The organism is Bradyrhizobium sp. UFLA05-108 (genome assembly GCF_059803455.1).
Genome location: NZ_JBANAZ010000023.1, coordinates 83,012 through 101,655, shown reverse-complemented (window position 1 = coordinate 101,655; position 18,644 = coordinate 83,012). Strand labels below are relative to the sequence as shown.

Sequence of the window (18,644 nt, the reverse complement as noted above, 5' to 3'; positions counted from 1 at the left end):
TTTCCGGATCATGCTCTACCGGTCTCCGCGCAAATGATCGACACGAATTTCTGGCTGTTCCTCGCTGCCGCCCTCGTCATTGCACTCGTTCCCGGTCCCGGCATCTTCTACGTCGCGGCACGGAGCTTGTCGGAAGGGCGTGCGAGCGGATTTGTCTCGACTGCCGGCACGGCGCTCGGCGGCATGGTCCACGTGGTTGCGGGCAGCCTCGGCATCTCCGCCATCATCCTTGCGAGCGCCGAGCTCTTCGCCGCCGTGAAGTTCGGCGGCGCGATGTACCTCGTCTGGCTCGGCATCCGGACGGTTCGCAGCGCGGGCCAGCTTCAATCGCTGGAGCGTGAGCCCGTCGGCGACAAGCGCGCCTTCCGCGACGGCGTGCTGGTAGAGGCTCTGAATCCGAAGACTGCGGCGTTCTTCCTGGCCTTCATACCGCAGTTTCTCGATCCGTCCGCCGCCAGCCCCACGCTGCAGTTCATCCTGCTCGGCGCGATCTCGGTGACGCTAAATACGCTCGCCGATGTCGTTGTCGTGCTGATGGCCTCCCTCACCCGCGCGCAATTGATCGGTCGGCCGCGTCTCATGCAGCGCCTCACCCAGGGCTCCGGCATCTTCATCGCAGGTCTCGGCCTCTCGCTCGCGCTGGCGAGGCGGCCCGTGCAGAGCTAGCGCACCGCAGGGCCGTGGCATGGTGCTCGCCCCAAAAAGTCGCTTCTACGAGTCTCACGGCCTGCGGCTGCATTATGCCGACTGGGGCAACGAAGGCGCGCCAGTCGTCATCCTGGTCCATGGCGGGCGCGACCATTGCCGCAGCTGGGACGTCATCGCCCGCGCGTTGCAGCCGCATTTTCACGTGCTCGCGCCCGACCTTCGCGGGCACGGCGATTCCGACTGGACCAAAGGCGGCAGCTACGCGCTGACCGAGTATGTGTACGATCTGGCCCAGCTCGTCCGCGCCATCGCCGCGCAACAGGTGATCCTCATCGGCCATTCGATGGGCGGGATGGTGAGCCTGATCTATTCGGGATCGTTTCCGGAGCAGGTATCCGCGCTGGTGGTTCTCGACGGCGTGACGGTCTTGCCGGATGCGCAAAGGGCCCCCACGCCCGAACGCATCACCAAATGGGTCGGTCAGCTCGACAAATTGCACGACCGCGCCCCCCGCTCCTATCGCACGATCGAGGACGCTGCGGCGCAGATGAGAACCTACAACAAACGCCTGTCGCGCGAGCTGGCGCTGCACCTCGCAACGCACGGGGTGCGCCAAAACGACGATGGCACCTATCGCTGGAAGTTCGATCCCTACCAGCGCGTGACTGCGCCGCAGCGGCTATGGCCAGATGATCACGTCGCGCTGTGGGCTCGCATCGCCTGTCCAACGCTGCTCCTCAATGCCGACGAAAGCTTCCTCGCCGGCTCCAAGGCGGCAGGCCTCGAGAATTATTTCCAGAAAGCGCGCATCGAGACGATCAGCGGCGCCGGACACTGGCTGCATCACGACCGGCCGCGAGAGGTGTTAGGTGCGATCAAGCGGTTTTTAGGCGTGACAGAGGAAGGCGCAGGCTAGCTCATCTGCTGTAGGGTGGGCAAAGCGAAGCGTGCCCACCACTTCTACTACGCGACGTCGATGCATGGTGGGCACGGCGCTGTCGCGCCTTCCCCACGGTAGTCGAGTGCTCGGCACCCGGCTACATCCACGTCATTGCAAGCAGCTAGCTCAACGTCCCCGCATGCACCCACCAGCCGGAGTGATCACGGCGAATCGTTTCGGCTGCGGCGTGAGCGTGTGCCGCGTCGCCGAAGATCGCAAAGCAGGTCGCGCCCGAACCCGACATGCGGGCGAGCTTGACACCAGCACAGGCGCGCAAGGCGTCCAGCACCTCGCCGATCACGGGCTCGATGCGCATTGCGGGGGCTTCGAGATCGTTGGCAACGGTCGAGAGGACGTCGACCCAGTCTGTGGTCGAGGCACCCCCCTCCGGCCAGGCCGGCGCTTCAAGGACGTCGGTGGCGCCGACCAGAAGCTCGCCGTTGCGCAGGCCCAGCGCCTGGAACACGTCCTTGGTCGCCACCGGCACGCGGGGATTCACCATCACACTGGGCATGCTCGGCAGCATCAGCGGCAGGAGTTGCTCGCCGACGCCGGTCATGTCGCAGGCGCGCGAGAGCAGGCACACCGGCACGTCGGCGCCGGTCGCAAGCGCGACCTCCTGCAAGCGGGGATCATCGAGCGACAGATTGTTGAGGCGCGCAAGCAGCCGCAAGGCGGCCGCAGCATCCGCAGAGCCGCCACCGATACCGGCTGCAACGGGCAGCACCTTGTCGAGCGCGAAGGCACCGAGCTTCAGGTTCGGCACGGCTTCGGCGAGAAGCCTTGACGCCTTGAGCACGAGATTGTCGGCGGTGTCGCCACAGGCTGCAGCCAACGGGCCCGTGGTGGTGAGCTTCAGCTCACTTCCGGGCTCGAGCGTGAGACGATCGGCGCAATCGGCGAATGCGACCACGCTTTCGAGATCATGATAGCCGTCGGTGCGACGACCGACGACGCGAAGGCTCAAATTGACCTTCGCCCGTCCTTCTTCAATCAACGCCGACATCGGCGACCAACCCCTGCCCCTTTTTGGATCAACCGCCCTTGCCGTCGTCCTTCTTCTTCTCGGCCTGCGCGGCCGAAGAATTCGAATTGTCGTCGGTCAGACCATTGGCAATCTTGGCCTCGATCTTCGGCAGGTCGTCCGGCTCGGGCTTCAGATCCCGCGCATGCGACCACTGGAATTTGGCTTCCAGCGTGCGGCCGATGCGCCAGTAGGCGTCGCCGAGATGGTCGTTGATGGTGGGATCCTCGGGCTTCAGGTCGATCGCACGCTCGAGGTTCTTCACCGCCTCCTCGTAATTGCCGATGCGGTAATAGGCCCAGCCGAGCGAGTCGACGATGTAGCCGTCGTCAGGCCGCTGCTCGACGGCGCGCTTGATCATCTTCATGCCGTCATCGAGATTGACGCCCTGATCGATCCAGGAATAGCCGAGATAGTTGAGGACATGCGGCTGGTCGGGCTGGAGCTCGAGCGCCTTCTTCATGTCGGCTTCCGCCTTGCCCCACTGCTTTGAGCGCTCCTCGCAGATGCCGCGGTAGTAGTACCAGACGCTGTTGGATTTGTCGGCGCCGGCCGGCAGCACCTCGACGCCTTGCGAATAGGTCGCGCCGCAATCACCGAACTTCTTGCGGCCGCGCTCGATATTGCCGAGCGCCATGATGGCTTCGAGATCCTTCGGATCTTCCAGGACCACGGATTTGAGGATCTTGATCGCCTCGTCGGTCTTGTCGGCGGAGTCGAGATCGACCGCGAGCTGGATCTGCGCGTTGCGCTTCAACGGCGAGTTCGCCGGCACGCGCTCATAGACCTTGATCGCCATCTGCGGCCGCTTCACCGATTCATAGAGATCGGCGAGCGACAGCAGCGCGAGCGGATGGCTCGGCTGGAGATAGAGCGCAAGCTGGAGATAGACCAGCGCAAGATCCTCGCCGCCGCGGCGGGTCAGCGTGGCGCCGATGCCGTAAAGCGCTTCGGCCGCACCGCCTTGCGCGGAATCGATCAGCGGAGGCATCTTCTTGCCGGCGCGGGTCTCGCGCAGGCCTTCCTGGATCAGCGGATGACGGGCGAGCTTCTTGTCGAAGGCCTCGTAGACGGTGGTCGCGGCGGCCGCATCCTTGTTGCGCGACAGCCAGCGCGCATAGGCTTCGGTGATGCGCAGCATGGAATCGTCGAGCTTGTAGGCGCGCTCGAAGCGGGTTCCGGCGTCCTTCTCCTTGCCGGCGAGCTCGAGGATCAGGCCAGCATGGAGGTCCTTGAACAGCGGATACCATTCCGGGCCCGTCAGCTTGTCGATGCTGGCGACGGCAGCCTTCGAGTCGCCCGCGCCATAAGCAGCCCAGCCGGACAACAGCGTCGCGACCAGATCGGTGATCGGCCCGCGGATCGACTGGTTGATGTTGCTCTGCGCCGTCGCATATTTCTTCAGCTTCAGATCGTGCACGCCGACCACGAGGCGCGCGACGCGGTTCGACTTGTCGATCGTCAGGATGCGCTCGGCGAGCTTGACGGCTTCGTCGATGTCGCCATCCGCGACGGAGGAGATGAAGGCGCGGTCGAGCAGCTCGTTGTTCTTGGGATCGGTACGCAGCGCCGAGCGGTAGAAGGCGGCCGCGGACGAGGCGTCGCGTTCGACGCTGGCGTGGCGCGCGGCGAGATAGCTGCCCGCGCCGGTGAGCGACTTCAAATCATTCCGGGTCGGAAACTGCACCGCCGTGTCGGCCGGATGATCCGGCGTCTGCGCCAAGACCGCGCCAGGGACCGCCACGATCGCAGAACCGGCAAGGGCGATGGCAGCAGCAGTCCAGCGGTTGAAACGATTTGAAAACATCAGGGCTCGCCTTAAGTTTGGAAAGTCGGGGTCGTCTCGCTTGCAAACGCGACCGGTGGCATCGGGACCCGGAACCGTCGTGGCGGGGAACAATGCCGCTTTTGGCGTCCAATCGCAAGGATTCGGCGGGGTTTTCGGAAGCCGATTCGGCGCTCGCCCCTACCGGTCCTGTCCGCCCCAAGATCCTGCCCAAGACGCTTTTACTATGGCCTTATCGTGGCCACGGACCGTGTCTCCGGTCACTGCCCTCACGCAATCGTGCGGCAGTTTGCCCGAATCCTACATGGCCTCGTAGTTTGGCCCACCGCCGCCCTCCGGCGGAACCCAGGTGATGTTGCCGTTCGGATCCTTCACGTCGCAGGTTTTGCAGTGAACGCAATTCTGGGCGTTGATCTGGAAGCGCGGAGCCGCGCCCTCCTCCACCCATTCATAGACGCCGGCCGGGCAGTAACGGTTCGAGGGGCCGGCAAAGACGTCGTGCTCCGAGGTCTTCTGGAGGTCCATGTCCGCAACCTTCAGGTGAACCGGCTGGTCCTCTTCATGGTTGGTGTTGGACAGGAACACCGACGACAGCTTGTCGAAGGAGATCTTGCCGTCCGGCTTCGGATAGTTTTTCGGTGCATGGCTTTTCGCAGGATCGAGCGTGGCGCGGTCGGGCTTGGCGTGTGACTGCGTGCCGAACAGCGAGACACCGAACAGTGTGTTGCACCACATGTCGAAGCCGCCGAGCGCGACACCGAGCACGGTGCCGAACTTCGACCATAGCGGCTTGACGTTGCGCACCAGGAACAGGTCCTTGCCGACCGAGGATGAGCGCCACGCGTTCTCATATTCGGCGAGTTCGTCATTGGCACGGCCGGCCGCGAGCGCGGCGGCGACATGCTCGGCGGCGAGCATGCCCGAGCCCATCGCGTTGTGGACGCCCTTGATGCGCGGCACGTTGACGAAACCTGCCGCACAGCCGATCAGCGCGCCGCCAGGGAAGCTGAGCTTCGGCACCGATTGGTAGCCGCCCTCCGTGATGGCGCGCGCGCCATAGGCGAGCCGCTTGCCGCCTTCGAACGTGCCGCGGATCGAGGGATGGGTCTTGAAGCGCTGGAACTCGTCGAACGGCGACAGATACGGATCGTCGTAGTTGAGATGCACGACGAAGCCGACGGCCACGAGATTGTCGTCGTAATGGTAGAGGAACGAGCCGCCGCCGGTCTTCATGTCGAGCGGCCAGCCGAAGGAATGCTGGATCATCCCCTTCTGGTGCTTGGCCGGATCGATCTGCCAGACTTCCTTCAGGCCGATGCCGAATTTCCCCGGCTCGCTGCTCGCGTCCAGCGCGAACTTGGCAATGAGCTGCTTGGAGAGAGAGCCGCGGGCGCCCTCGGCGAACAGCGTGTACTTGCCGAGCAATTCCATGCCGCGGGTAAAGGAATCCTTCGGCTTGCCGTCCCTGCCGATGCCCATGTCTCCGGTGGCGATACCCTTCACCGTACTGTTCTCGTCGTAGAGCACTTCGGCGGCTGCAAAGCCCGGATAGATTTCGACGCCGAGCGCTTCGGCTTTCCGCGCCAGCCAGCGACAGACATTGCCGAGTGAGCCAATATAGCAATGATGATTGTTCATCAGCGGCGGCATCAGGAAGTTCGGCAGCTTGATCGCGCCGCCCGCCGTCATCCAGTAGAAGCGGTCGTCCTTGACCTCTGTCTTCAGCGAGCAGTCGGGATCATTCCGCCAGTCGGGAATAAGCTTGTCGAGGCCGGCGGGATCGATCACCGCACCCGAGAGAATATGCGCGCCGACTTCCGAGCCCTTCTCCACCACGACGATGTTGAGGTCGGCGTTGAGCTGCTTCAGCCGGATCGCGGCCGAAAGACCCGAGGGACCGGCGCCGACGATGACGACGTCGAATTCCATGGATTCGCGCGGAGGAAGTTCTTCGGTGCTCATCTGATCTCAGCCCTTGAGACGGTCCCTGGTCGTTTGCGCCCCCTTGTTTCCGATTTTTCCGGGCAGGACAACCTCGGAAATGCGTTTCGCTGGGATGCAAGGCCCCCTAAACTGACCTAAATGTCATAAGTTGCCATGATCAGCGAACCCGCCCCCACCGTCCGCGAACTGCTGGCCTTCTATCTGGAGGCGGGCGTCGACTGCGCGCTTGCCGAGGAACCGATCGATCGGCTCGCCGAACCGGAAGCGCCGCCCCCGGTCGCGCGCGCGGTTCAGCCGGTCGAGGCGCCACGCCCCGTTGCAGCGCCTGCGGTGACGCGCGGCGAGGCCGCGCCCGCACCTGACGTTGCGATCGCCTCAGCGCGCGAGGCGGCGCGGACCGCACCAACGCTGGAGGCACTGCGCGAGCTGATGCAGAATTTCGACGGCTGCGCTTTGAAGAACACTGCGACGCGGCTGGTGTTCGCCGACGGCAACCCGGAAGCGCGCATCATGTTCGTCGGCGAGGCGCCGGGTCGTGATGAGGACATCGAAGGACTGCCCTTCGTCGGGCGCTCGGGAAAGCTGCTCGACCGTATGATCGGCGCGATCGGACTCGATCGCAGCAAGGCCTATATCGCCAACGTCATCCCGTGGCGGCCGCCGGGCAACCGCACGCCGACGCCGCAGGAGACGCAGACCTGCCTGCCCTTCATCCAGCGCCAGATCGAGCTCGTGAATCCCGACGTGCTGGTGACGCTCGGCAATCCCTCGACGCAGACGCTGCTTTCAACGCGTGAGGGCATCATGCGCACGCGCGGCCGCTGGTTCGACTACGACACAGGCGCGCGCGTCATCCGCGCGCTGCCGACATTCCATCCGGCCTATCTGCTGCGCTCTCCGTCCTACAAGCGGCTGGCCTGGCAGGATCTGCGCGCGATCGCGAAGGTGCTGGCGGGATAGCTCTTGTAGGGTGGACAAAGGCGCTCTTGCGCCGTGCCCACCATCTCTCCGCACATGAACAAAAGCGGTGGACACGCTTCGCTTTGCCCACCCTACGATGTCCGAACTAAGTCCCCTTGGGGCGCACGATGGCCCAGCCGATGCGCAGCAGCGGCTGGCGGCCGTTCACCAGCCATTCGAAGGCGCGCGGCACTTCGGGCACGATGCCGGGGAAGCGTTTTGCAATCTCCGGCGGCGGGGTGCCGGCGGTGTCGGAGGCGCGCCAGACCACGACGCCGCCGGTCTCGCTGAACCTGGCCGGCGTGAACCAGGGCGTACGCTGCGGCTCAGCGTCGATGAGGAGATGCGGCCGGCCGGAATGCAGCGCGATCAGGCTGGCAAGCTGCGTCTCGCCGGCGACGGCGCGCAGACGCTGGTTGGTGCGGCGGGCAAAGCTGTCGTCGAAGAAGTCCGAGATCGCACGCGCCGGCATCGAGGTCGTGATCTCGCTGGTCCCGATCCACGGCATCAGGAGAACCGCCAGCACGATGCCCGCGGCGGGCGCGGCGACGGCAGCCGCCCACACCGTGCGCAGCACGCGGGCACGGCGCATCGCGATCAGATCGCCGGCGGCGACGATTACGGCAAGGCCCGACATCAGCAGTACGAGGCCTGCCCCGCCCGCCACGCTATCGAGCCCGAACAGACCGGAGATCAACACGGTGCCAAGCCCGGGAGCCAGCGCAAAGAAGTAGACGAAGTGACGCCCCAGCGGCTCGACCGACGGCCGGTAGATGATCGGGGCGTCCTCACTCTTGCCGGCGAACCAAGTCGTGTTGAGAAAGGTCAACACCGGGATTGCCACCGCGCCGAGCACGAGGCCGCCGAACAGCCAGGCCGTGTTGATCGCGCTTGCCTTCAAATCCTCAACCTGCGGCAAGGCCGGCATGGACAGCGTCTCGGCACGCAGCAGCCAGATCGCATAAGGCAGCACCAGCACGGCAACGACGACGAGCGCATAGACCGGATCGAGTGCGCGCAGCGTTTTGCGACCGCCTTCGGTCGCGACCGCGAAGATGACGAGCAGCAACAACAGGCCGATGGCAGCCGGCGTCGTCAGCAGCAGCAGCCCGGAAGCGATCGACCAGGCGAACCAGGCATTGCCGCGGCGCTGGCCGACGACTTGCCAGGAGTGCAAGAGGAGCAGCGCCCAGAGCGGTCGCGCCAGCACCATCGGACCGAAGTCGAGCGCGGACGAGGAGAACGCCAGCACGGTCATGGTTAAGAGCACGGCGAGCACCGCCTGCTGGGTGCCGACCACGGCGCGCGCCAGATGATAGAGCGCAATGAAGGTCGCGATCTCGCAGAGCTCGGCCAGCACATAGACGCCGATCATGTGGTTGCCGGCGGCGCGGTAGGCGATGTCGCCGAGCCAGAACGCGAGCGGCGGCCCGAGCCCGGTGCCGACCTGATATTCGCGGCCGAAGGCGAGGAGCGTGGCGAGATTGCCGGGCGGGCTGCGGTATAAGACCAGCGCCACGAACAGCCACATCGCGGCCTGGAGCAGCACCACGATCCACACCACCAGCCGCGGCCGTGCGCGGATCAGCTCGATGACCAGGGAGGTAAACCGCATGCAAGGTCCGAAATGATGCAGCCAACCCGTCCAAGCCGGCGCGTCCATGTTTGATAAAGCGCGCTGCGCGCCGTGGCAACCAACTCCTCTCCCTCTCCCTGTTCTTACGGATAGAGGTGAAAACCCGCTGCTAGAGATTGGCCGAAACGTCGACCTGCACCTCTGCCTCGACCTGCACAACCGCATCATCCACGGCCGTGAACAGGTCGCGTTTCGGTTCGACCGTCCAGGGCATGTGCTTCTCGCGCGCGGCGACCACGGGCGCGAAGAAGCTGCGGTGGTGGATGGATGGACCGAGGCGATCCAACGCATCCAGGTGCTCTGGCACCGCGTAGCCCTTGTGCTGCTCGAAACCGTAGCCCGGACAATCACCCGCCAGCGCGCACATCAGCCGGTCGCGCGTGACTTTGGCGACAATCGAGGCGGCCGCGATCGAGAGCACCAGGCCGTCCCCGCCGATCACCGCCTCGCATTCGCAGGCCGTATCAAGCTTGTCGCGGCCGTCGACGAAGACATGACGAGCCGCCTCGGGCAGCGCCACCACCGCGCGCTTCAGCGCCCAGAGCGAGGCGCGCAATATATTATCGCGGTCGATGCGCGCGGGCGAGGCGACGGCGACCGAGACCTGCGCGGTTGCGCAGATCTTGTCGAACAGCCTTTCGCGCTCCTCGGCCGTCAGGCGCTTGGAATCGTCGATGCCGCGCGGGATCCGGTTCGGGTCGAGAATGACGGCGGCCGCAACCACTGGGCCAGCCAGCGGCCCCCGCCCCGCCTCGTCGCAGCCGGCGACCGGCCAAATGCCGCGCTTGATCAGCGCGCGCTCGCGGCGAAAGCTCGGCGGCGCGATCGCGATGACGCCCTTCGCGGCCTTGGCCGCTCCCTTGGGCTCCTTCGCGGCCGCTTTGGGCTCTTTCTTCGCGGCGTCCTTTGCCGGCTTGCTGGCTGATTTGTCCCGAATCATGGTCGGGATCGTGCGCACGCAGGTCCAGCCAGCGCAACCGGGAACCTCGGATATTCCCGCTATTCAGGCCCGCCTTACCTCAGAACAAGCTGAGCTGCTCGCCGCCGCGCTTGGGCTTGGCGAAGTGATCCGTGCTGAGCTTGGAGCGGCGCTTGTTCAAGCCGAGGCGTTCGCAGGCGATTTCGAAGCGGCGGCCGATGGTCCAGGCCATGGGACCCGTGCCCTTCATCCGCTCGCCCCATTTCGAGTCGTAGTCGCGGCCGCCGCGCATGTCGCGGATCAGGGTGAAGACGTGGCGATAGCGGTCGGGATAGTTCGCCATCAGCCATTCGCGGAACAGGTCGCGCACCTCGAGCGGCAGCCGCAGCAGCGCGTAGGAAGCCTCCTTGACGCCGGCATGCGCGGCCGCATCGAGGATGCGCTCGATCTCGGAGTCGTTCAGCGCGGGGATCACAGGCGCGACCATCACGGTGGTCGGGATACCGGCCTCGCCAAGCTGCTTGAGCGCCTCCAGGCGCTTGGGCGGCGTCGAGGCGCGCGGTTCCATGGTGCGCGCCAGCTTCGGATCGAGTGTGGTGACCGAGATCGCGACCTTGGCGAGGTTCCGCTTGGCCATGCGCGACAGGATGTCGATGTCGCGCGTCACCAGCGCCGATTTCGTCACGATGCCGACGGGATGGCCCGCACGCTCAAGCACCTCGAGAATGCCGCGCATGATGTTTCGCTCGCGCTCGATCGGCTGATACGGATCGGTGTTGGTGCCGATCGCGATCATCCGCGGCTCGTAGCCGGTCGCGGCGAGTTCCTTCTCCAGGAGCGCCGGCGCCTCGGGCTTGGCGAACAGCTTCGACTCGAAGTCGAGCCCTGGCGAGAGGCCGAGATAGGCGTGGGTCGGCCGCGCGAAGCAGTAGACGCAGCCGTGCTCGCAGCCGCGGTAGGGATTGATGGAACGGTCAAAGCCGATGTCGGGCGAGTCGTTGCGTGTGATCACCTTGCGTGAGGTGTCGACCGCCACCGTGGTCTTGAACGGCGGCAGCTCCTCCAGGCTCTGCCAACCGTCATCGAAGGCGACGCGCGCCTCGGCCTCATAGCGGCCGCTGGCGTTGGACTGGGCGCCCCGTCCGCGCCTGCGCTCCCGGTCGATCGCGACCGCAAGTTCAGGAAACGCGGAAGGCGCACCCGCCGGCTCGGAGGGCGCCGTGACCGGCGGGTGCCTGAGGGCATGAGAGGATGCTCGACTCATGCAGGCAAGATAGCATCCAAACGGAACAAATCAAGAACACAAACGTAAAAACCGTAAAACAACCCCATGCAAAGTAACCGCCCAAACTTCCCGCACCGAATTTTGACCTCGCGCAAGGGTTGCCGGCCGCATTGCCGTTTGATGCCGCCAGTACAAACGGGATCGATCGCACTGGAACCGGGTTGGTGACGGTCGCCGCAACAAGGTCAGCTCATCATGACGAGCCAACAACAAGCGCGCGCCAGCACAGGCGATCTCGACCTGCTCGATCGCTACTGGCGCGCCGCGAACTACTTATCCGTCGGGCAAATCTACCTTTTGGACAATCCGCTGCTGCGTGAGCCGCTCCGCCCCGAGCACATCAAGCCGCGCCTGCTCGGCCATTGGGGCACGACGCCCGGGCTGAACTTCATTTATGCCCATCTCAACCGAGCGATCCGCACGCTTGATCTCAGCGTGCTCTATATCTGCGGCCCCGGCCATGGCGGCCCGGGCATGGTCGCCAACACTTATCTCGAAGGCAGCTATAGCGAAATCTATCCAGACATCGGGCGCGATGCGGACGGATTGCGCAAGCTGTTCAGGCAGTTCTCCTTCCCCGGTGGCATTCCAAGTCACGCGGCGCCGGAGACGCCGGGCTCGATTCACGAAGGCGGCGAACTCGGCTACGCGCTGGTGCATGCCTATGGCGCCGCGTTCGACAATCCCGACCTGATCGTCGCCTGCATCGTCGGCGACGGCGAAGCCGAGACAGGACCGCTCGCCGCGTCCTGGCATTCCAACAAGTTCGTCAATCCCGCGCATGACGGCGCGGTGCTGCCGATCCTGCATCTCAACGGCTACAAGATCGCCAACCCCACCGTGCTCGGACGGATGCGCGACGAGGAGATCCGCCATCTCTTCCGTGGGCTGGGCCACGAGCCGCTATTCGTCGAGGGCGACGATCCCAAAACGATGCACCGGATCATGGCCGATGCGCTTGACGTGGCTCTCGCCAGCATCCGCTCCATCCAGCAGCACGCGCGCGAGGCACAGACGACGATCGAGCGGCCGCGCTGGCCGATGATCGTGCTGCGCTCACCGAAGGGCTGGACCGGTCCCAAGGAGGTCGACGGGCTGAAAGTCGAGGGTTTCTGGCGCGCCCATCAGGTCCCAGTCGCCAATTGCCGCGAAAATCCCGCGCATCTGAAAGTGCTCGAAGGCTGGATGAAGAGCTATGCGCCGGAGGAGCTGTTCGACACCAACGGCACGCTTGTTCCCGAATTGCAGGCGCTGGCCCCGACCGGTGACCGCCGCATGGGCGCCAATCCGCATGGCAATGGCGGGCTGTTGAAGCGCGAGCTGAAGCTACCCGATTTCCGCAGCTTCGCCGTCGAGGTGAAGCAGCCGGGCAAGACGGTCGCGGAGGCGACGCGCGAGCTCGGCAAGTTCCTGCGCGACGTGGTCAGACTGAACGCGGATGCGCGCAATTTCCGTATCATGGGTCCGGATGAGACCGCGTCGAACCGGCTCGACGCCGTGTTCGAAGCAACCGAACGCGTATGGATGGAACCGACCGAACCTTACGACGTGCACCTCGCCCAGGATGGCCGCGTCATGGAGGTTTTGAGCGAGCATCTCTGCCAGGGCTGGCTTGAAGGCTATCTCCTCACCGGACGCCACGGCTTCTTCTCCTGCTATGAAGCCTTCATCCACATCGTGGATTCCATGTTCAACCAGCACGCCAAATGGCTGAAGGTGTCGCGCGAGCTGACGTGGCGGCGGCCGATCGCCTCGCTCAACTATCTCCTGACCTCACATGTCTGGCGCCAGGATCATAACGGCTTCAGCCATCAGGACCCCGGCTTCGTCGATCTCGTCACCAACAAGAAAGCGGACATCGTCCGCGTTTATTTCCCGCCGGACGCCAACACGCTGCTGTGGGTGGCCGATCACTGCCTCCGCACCTACAACCGCATCAACGTGATCGTCGCCGGCAAGCAGCCGGCGCTGCAATGGCTCACCATGCAGGATGCGGCAACCCATTGCGATGCAGGCATCGGCATCTGGACCTGGGCCGGCACGGAAAGCGCCGAGGGCGAGCCCGACGTCGTGATGGCCTGCGCCGGCGACGTGCCGACGGTCGAAACGCTCGCCGCGGTCGACCTCCTGCGCAAGGCGCTGCCCGATCTGAAGATCCGCGTCGTCAACGTCGTCGACCTCATGACGCTGCAACCGAAGGAGCAGCATCCGCACGGCCTTTCCGACCGCGATTTCGACTCGCTGTTCACGCGCGACAAGCCCGTGATCTTCGCCTATCACGGCTATCCCTATCTCATCCATCGCCTCACCTACAGCCGCACCAACCATGCCGGCATGCATGTGCGCGGCTTTGAAGAGGAAGGCACCACGACCACGCCGTTCGACATGGTCGTGCTCAACGAGCTCGACCGCTATCACCTGGCGATCGAGGCGATCGAGCGTGTGCCCGGGCTCGCGACGAAAGCGGCCCATGTGAAACAGCAGTTCCGCGACGCCCTGCTCAAGCATTCGCGTTACTTGCGCGAGCACGGCGAAGACATGCCGGAGATACGGGATTGGGTCTGGCCGAACAGCGCAGGCGGAACGACGCGGGCTTAAAGCGCGATGAGATCAGTCACGCGTCTTCCGCCGTCCCTCATTTCCGTCCGACGCAGGTCCGTGCCGGAGCGTCCGCAGGGCGCCAATGAAGAGCAGCACTGCAACTGGCCAATGAAACCAGATCCTGTGCAGACCGGTGAAAACGTTGATCAGAATCAGAAAACACGAAACTGTGAGGATTGCTGCAATGGGGCGAGGCAGGATCGCCCACCGATCCGCGATGGAGTTCATCCAGTTGGACGGCTCGTGTCGGCCGCGAATCGTTTGAGCGCCAGCTTCCGGGCCTGCAGCTGCTCCGACCTGAGGAGCAGGGCTTGCGCTACCTCGCCCAACGGCTCCGCCGCCAACGGTCACCCGATAGGTGGTTACGGGGGCCACGTTCTTCATCTGTTGCTGGCCGAGACAGTCAAAGCCAAGAGATAGTTTGTTGTGCACCTGATCGTAGACGGAAGCCGAGACCATGACGCCACCGGGCTCGGCGAGTTCTTGCAGCCGCGCCGCTATGTTGACCCCGTCGCCAAAAATGTCGGAACCATCCACCATCACGTCACCTAGATTGACGCCGATGCGAAACCGCATCTGGGGCGCGTGAGGCGGTGGGACCGAATTCTGATTGGAAACTTCCTGTTGAATTTCGACCGCACATTGCACGGCCTCGACAACGCTGGCGAACTCGGCGATCACGGCGTCGCCCCAAGTATTCACAATCCGCCCGTCGTGACGCTCCACCAATCCTGCTATGGCAGTGCGGCAGCGGCGCAGCATCTCCAGCGTTCCCGCTTCGTCTGCTCCCATCAGGCGAGAATACCCGTGCACATCCGCGCACAGGACAGTGGTCAGCCGCCGTTTCACCTTGCCGTCAGTCATCGACCAAATGGTATCTCACTGACCGCCAAATGCACCAGGCATCGTCTGGTGCCACAACGGTCAAATGGCCGTTCATGGCCATCGCGTCATTTGCTGCGCCTGCACAAAAGTCATCGCTATTTGAAGCAAAGCAGATACGACCGAAATATGACTACGTGCCCTGGCTTAGTGAGTTCCGGCGATGATCTGGATGCAGCCGATCACGACCTCGATCACGATCAGCACCACCACAGCCACTTCGAGGCGTAGTGAACGCTGCGTGTCGATGATATCCGTCAGCGCGTTTGCGGTCCCGGAAATCGCGGCAAGCTTGCGCTCGAGCGTATCGAGGCGTTCTTTCAATTCATACTCGTCCTCGAGCCGCGAATAGAGGCGGTCGAGCCCGGGTTTCTCCCAGAGCACGTCGGGCTTCTCGGCGACGGCGACGCGGCCCGCGACGCGCTGCTGCACCAGCAGCGCGTTGCCGATCAGTTGCAGGATTCCCTTGCGACGGCGCGGCGTGCGGCCACGCTGAGCAAGCTCGCGCGCAAACGGCTCGATGACGTCGAAGACGGCGGCGACACGGCGCTCGTCGCGGGCGAGCGCGGTGCTCTTGGCGAGCGCATCTGCGATCAGGAGCAGGCGGTCCTCGGAGAATTTGCTGAGGCAGATCGGTCCGCCCGGCTGGATCACCTCGGCGTTCTCGTCGTTGCAGAGCTGCGCCTGCGCGGTCTCCTCCTCGTAGGGGCTGAACTCGCCGGTCACGCGCGGCTTCAACGTGTCGATCAGGACCTTCTCTTCGGAGGGCAAGAGGCCGATCAGCACCACGACGCCGTAGCGGAAGATCACGGCGAGCCCGGCATGGACGCGGAACGCGACCGGCGTCGACGATACCAGCGTTCCAATCTCCAGGCCCGCCGCATTGATGCGGTCGCCCAGCATCACGGCACGAATCCGCAATGCAGGTGCGGCGTCCTGCCGAGGTGATGTTGCAGTCGTACCAACAGCGAGTTGATCGGCGTTCACGCGAGTCTCCGCTGTGAAATCAGGTTGCACGCAGTCGGCGCGCAGCTGCAGATATATTCCGCAGTATTACGGCCTGCGTGCGACAGGCTTGGCTGGGGCCGGCTGCACGGTTTACCATCCAGCGGCGCGGCCGCATCAACGGCCGCGCAAAACGTTGCGCGGGGCGCAAGGCCATGGTTATACCGTATAACACTTGCGCTGTCCCTTGAGACAACTGAAGCCTCCATCATGTTGAGCGTCATCATACCGACGGAAGGCGTCGAGCGGTCAGCGGTCGCCACCCTGGCCTCACTGGTCCCGGGTGCTGCCGCCGGCCTGATCAAGGAAGTGCTGCTCGTCGACGGCACGCGCAACGGCGTGATCGAGCGCGTCGCCGACGTCGCCGGCTGCCGCTTCATCGGCTACGAAGGCTCCTCGCAAGGCGCGGCGCTTGCCGCCGGTGCGCTGCAGGCGCGTTCGCCCTGGCTGATGTTCCTGCATGCCGGTGCCGTGCTCGAGACCGGCTGGATCGAAGAGACCACGCAGTTCATTCAGACCGTCTCGGCCAGCGGACGCGACCGCGCGGCCGTGTTCCGCTATGCGCGTTCGCCCTACGCAGATACCGGCCTGCGCGACGTCATCCGCTTCGTGGCGCGGAAGATCGTGGGGCCCTTTGGCGATCAGGGGCTCCTGATCGCGCGCGATCATTACGACCGGATCGGCGGCTACCCGCCCCAGGCCCGCCGCTCCGAGGCGCGGCTGCTGCGGCGGCTCGGACGCTCGTCCCGGACGCTGTTGCGGAGCAAGATCGTCAGCATGGCGTGAACCAGAAGATACTTGCCAAAGGCAATTAATTAATTGACAATGGCAAGTATTGGAGGTGCCCATGTCGCCCAATACGTCGTCCAGTCTGTCATCAAGCGCGCCCTCGGGCGGTTCGGCCGGACCGGTGTCCGACGACCAGGTGGAGGCGGTTCGCGCCTTCAACCGGTTCTACACCCGCAAGCTCGGCGTGCTCGACCAGCAATTGCTGAAGACGCCCTTCTCCCTCAGCGAAGCGCGCGTGCTTTACGAGCTCGCCCATGGCGGCGAGCGCTCGGCCAAGGAGATCGGCATCGAGCTTGGGCTCGACCCCGGCTATCTCAGTCGCATCGTGCAGAACTTCGACGAAGCCGGCCTGATCGCGCGCAAGCCGCTTCCGACCGACCGGCGGCAGTTTCAGTTGAGCCTGACCGCGAAGGGGCGCCAGGCCTTCGCCAGGCTCGAGCGCTCGTCGCAAGAGGACGTCGCCGCAATGCTGCGGCCGCTCACCGAGACCGATCGCAAACGGCTGACGGGTGCGATGGACACGGTCGAGCGGTTGCTCGCCATGCCGCGCGCCGAGCCGGCGCCGGCAATCCTGCGCGATCCACGTCCTGGCGACATGGGCTGGGTCGTGCAGAGCCACGGCGCGCTCTATGCGAGCGAATATGGATTTGACTCGGGCTTCGAGGCCCTCGTCGCGGAGATCGTCGCGAAATACATGACCTCCTACGACGCATCGCGCGAGTGCTGCTGGATCGCCGACATCGAGGGCCGCCCGGTCGGCTCGGTGTTTTTGGTGAAGGCGAGCGACGACGTCGCAAAGCTGCGTCTCCTGCTGCTCGATCCCGTCGCGCGCGGCCGCGGCCTCGGCCAGCGGCTGGTCGCCGAATGCGTCTCCTTCGCGCGCGCCTGCGGCTATCGGCGGATGACGCTGTGGACGCAAAGCATTCTGGTCGGCGCGCGCAAGATCTACCAGGACGCCGGATTCAAGCTGGTCGCGAGCGAGCCGCATCGCAGCTTCGGACAGAATTTGACCGGCGAAACCTGGGAGCGCGACCTCTGATGCGCGAGCGGCACCAATTGTCGCGCCGCGTCACGGCAGAGCTGGTCGATCTCTACAAACGCCGCGCGCGACGCCTGCGCCGCGACGCCTGCCGGGAGCTATGGCGCGTGGTGTGGTTGTCGATGACACGGAAGAGCTAGCAAGGACATTGCTTCAGAACCCGGCCATCGCGTCACATCCCTACCAGATGCCAAACCAGCCAAAATGCGCTTGCCGTGCCATCATGAACTCGTATGGCGGCGCGCGTCGCCTTGCGGCTTTGCGCTGGTGTGGCGGTCTGGTCCCTCGCGTTTTCGTCTCCGAAGCGCGGGGGCGCGCCGTATCGGACGGCTGCAACTGCGCCAACGCCTCGCGTGTCCTGACTGGAATCGCTTCGCGCGTGATCGCCGGATTTTGCGTACTGCTCGCTGCGTTCGCGGTCTGTGAGGGAAGGATGGTCGGAAGACTGGTGTCGTAAACCACGCGCTCCGGCAATTTCAGCGCCGAGTGGATACGGATCGCAATGCGATTTGAATCGGCCCTCTCGAGAATTGGCAATGTCGGCATGCAGGCGTCCGCGATGAACAGCAGCGCGAGCAGAATGATGCCAACGAACGCAAAGTAGCGGGTCAGGGGCATGCGGCGATCCACGCCCCCCTGCGGCGTACAGGCTCGACAAATTGGGCGTGTGGCGCTTGATCTAAATCAAGTCGTGGTGCGGGGCGACGGAAGGTCGCATGCGAAGCGCATTGCCGTCGCGCGCAATCACAGCAGCAAAGCAGCCTGCGCAGTTTGTGCCGGGGGCTTGGAAACCTGCTTCGTTTACAATGTTGATCTACGTCAACGTCCGCCCATCGTCCGATCTTCACGTTGGGTCCCGCCGCACCCTGGGCGGCTCGCGACACTTACTGTGCGCAAGCGCGGAGGATCACCATGCACCAGAGAAACCTTCTTTCGTTTGGATCAGTGACAGTTGCCGGGCTCGCCGCCAGCGCCATGTTGGGGCTTGCAGGTCTCACGCTCAATCCATCACCGGCGAGCGCGGTCGTGTACTGCCAGTACGTCGAATATCCAGCCGGTTGCGTTGCAAGGGCGGGCGTCGTGCTCCGGCCTCGGCCAGTGGCGCGTGCTGCGGTCCGTCATAACGTCGGCGGCAATTTGAATGGGGGAGTCAATCGCGTTGGAGTGCGGCGGTAAAGGACCTGTT

Annotated in this window: 17 protein-coding genes; 8 read left to right on the top strand and 9 right to left on the bottom strand. The window is 64.5% G+C overall.

Features of this window, described 5'->3' with window-relative positions:
* The first annotated feature begins 33 nt into the window (after positions 1 to 33).
* Positions 34 to 666 (top strand): LysE family translocator, encoded by a 633-nt coding sequence (locus SO140_RS18715; RefSeq protein WP_449384028.1) that lies wholly within the window; start codon positions 34 to 36, stop codon positions 664 to 666.
* A gap of 19 nt (positions 667 to 685) precedes the next feature.
* Positions 686 to 1,564 (top strand): alpha/beta fold hydrolase, encoded by an 879-nt coding sequence (locus tag SO140_RS18710; protein WP_498541109.1) that lies wholly within the window; start codon positions 686 to 688, stop codon positions 1,562 to 1,564.
* Between the two features lie 145 nt (positions 1,565 to 1,709).
* On the opposite strand, the gene SO140_RS18705 is transcribed toward SO140_RS18710, so the two are convergent.
* The 3 genes from SO140_RS18705 to SO140_RS18695 form a co-directional block, all read right to left on the bottom strand.
* Complete coding sequence (locus SO140_RS18705; RefSeq protein WP_449384026.1) at positions 1,710 to 2,594, bottom strand: 4-(cytidine 5'-diphospho)-2-C-methyl-D-erythritol kinase; 885 nt, start codon at positions 2,592 to 2,594, stop codon at positions 1,710 to 1,712.
* Between the two features lie 28 nt (positions 2,595 to 2,622).
* The gene (locus tag SO140_RS18700; protein WP_449384025.1) at positions 2,623 to 4,419 is read right to left on the bottom strand and encodes a tetratricopeptide repeat protein; all 1,797 of its coding nucleotides are present in this window, start codon (positions 4,417 to 4,419) and stop codon (positions 2,623 to 2,625) included.
* Positions 4,420 to 4,698: 279 nt separating this feature from the next.
* Positions 4,699 to 6,360, bottom strand: a complete 1,662-nt coding sequence (locus SO140_RS18695) for an electron transfer flavoprotein-ubiquinone oxidoreductase (protein WP_498541110.1) — start codon at positions 6,358 to 6,360, stop codon at positions 4,699 to 4,701.
* 135 nt (positions 6,361 to 6,495) lie between these two features.
* Between SO140_RS18695 and SO140_RS18690 the strand changes: the two genes are divergently transcribed.
* Positions 6,496 to 7,302: a uracil-DNA glycosylase gene (locus SO140_RS18690; RefSeq protein ID WP_449384023.1), complete on the top strand. Its 807-nt coding sequence runs from the start codon at positions 6,496 to 6,498 to the stop codon at positions 7,300 to 7,302.
* A gap of 106 nt (positions 7,303 to 7,408) precedes the next feature.
* Here SO140_RS18690 and SO140_RS18685 read toward each other — a convergent pair whose 3' ends face one another.
* The 3 genes from SO140_RS18685 to SO140_RS18675 form a co-directional block, all read right to left on the bottom strand.
* Positions 7,409 to 8,917 carry a glycosyltransferase family 39 protein gene (locus tag SO140_RS18685; RefSeq protein WP_449384022.1) on the bottom strand — a complete coding sequence of 503 codons (1,509 nt, stop codon included), beginning with the start codon at positions 8,915 to 8,917 and terminating at the stop codon, positions 7,409 to 7,411.
* Between the two features lie 130 nt (positions 8,918 to 9,047).
* Positions 9,048 to 9,878 carry a ribonuclease HII gene (gene rnhB / locus SO140_RS18680; protein ID WP_498541111.1) on the bottom strand — a complete coding sequence of 277 codons (831 nt, stop codon included), beginning with the start codon at positions 9,876 to 9,878 and terminating at the stop codon, positions 9,048 to 9,050.
* Between the two features lie 79 nt (positions 9,879 to 9,957).
* Positions 9,958 to 11,121, bottom strand: coding sequence for a PA0069 family radical SAM protein (locus SO140_RS18675; protein ID WP_498542921.1), 1,164 nt, complete (start codon positions 11,119 to 11,121; stop codon positions 9,958 to 9,960).
* Between the two features lie 216 nt (positions 11,122 to 11,337).
* On the opposite strand from SO140_RS18675, the gene SO140_RS18670 reads away from it, so the two are divergent.
* Entirely contained in the window at positions 11,338 to 13,740 is a 2,403-nt protein-coding gene (locus tag SO140_RS18670) for a phosphoketolase family protein (RefSeq protein WP_498542920.1), read from the top strand.
* Between the two features lie 12 nt (positions 13,741 to 13,752).
* Here SO140_RS18670 and SO140_RS18665 read toward each other — a convergent pair whose 3' ends face one another.
* Together SO140_RS18665 and SO140_RS18660 are read right to left on the bottom strand one after the other, a co-directional pair.
* Positions 13,753 to 14,607 (bottom strand): adenylate/guanylate cyclase domain-containing protein, encoded by an 855-nt coding sequence (locus tag SO140_RS18665; RefSeq protein ID WP_498542919.1) that lies wholly within the window; start codon positions 14,605 to 14,607, stop codon positions 13,753 to 13,755.
* Positions 14,608 to 14,772: 165 nt separating this feature from the next.
* A complete protein-coding gene (locus tag SO140_RS18660) occupies positions 14,773 to 15,612 on the bottom strand; it encodes an RMD1 family protein (RefSeq protein WP_449380415.1) in 840 nt (279 codons plus the stop codon).
* 228 nt (positions 15,613 to 15,840) lie between these two features.
* Here SO140_RS18660 and SO140_RS18655 point away from each other — a divergent pair, with 228 nt between their 5' ends.
* The 3 genes from SO140_RS18655 (at position 15,841) to SO140_RS18645 (ending at position 17,598) form a co-directional block, all read left to right on the top strand.
* Complete coding sequence (locus SO140_RS18655) at positions 15,841 to 16,416, top strand: glycosyltransferase family protein (RefSeq protein ID WP_449380416.1); 576 nt, start codon at positions 15,841 to 15,843, stop codon at positions 16,414 to 16,416.
* Positions 16,417 to 16,477: 61 nt separating this feature from the next.
* Positions 16,478 to 17,458 carry a bifunctional helix-turn-helix transcriptional regulator/GNAT family N-acetyltransferase gene (locus SO140_RS18650; protein WP_498542918.1) on the top strand — a complete coding sequence of 327 codons (981 nt, stop codon included), beginning with the start codon at positions 16,478 to 16,480 and terminating at the stop codon, positions 17,456 to 17,458.
* The gene (locus SO140_RS18645; protein ID WP_449380418.1) at positions 17,458 to 17,598 is read left to right on the top strand and encodes a hypothetical protein; all 141 of its coding nucleotides are present in this window, start codon (positions 17,458 to 17,460) and stop codon (positions 17,596 to 17,598) included. The genes SO140_RS18650 and SO140_RS18645 overlap by 1 nt, the downstream gene beginning before the upstream one ends.
* Positions 17,599 to 17,638: 40 nt before the next feature.
* Here the strand turns inward: SO140_RS18645 and SO140_RS18640 are convergent, their stop codons facing one another.
* Positions 17,639 to 18,076: a hypothetical protein gene (locus SO140_RS18640; RefSeq protein ID WP_498542917.1), complete on the bottom strand. Its 438-nt coding sequence runs from the start codon at positions 18,074 to 18,076 to the stop codon at positions 17,639 to 17,641.
* 294 nt (positions 18,077 to 18,370) lie between these two features.
* On the opposite strand from SO140_RS18640, the gene SO140_RS18635 reads away from it, so the two are divergent.
* Positions 18,371 to 18,634, top strand: a complete 264-nt coding sequence (locus SO140_RS18635; RefSeq protein ID WP_449380420.1) for a hypothetical protein — start codon at positions 18,371 to 18,373, stop codon at positions 18,632 to 18,634.
* The last annotated feature ends 10 nt before the right edge of the window (positions 18,635 to 18,644 follow it).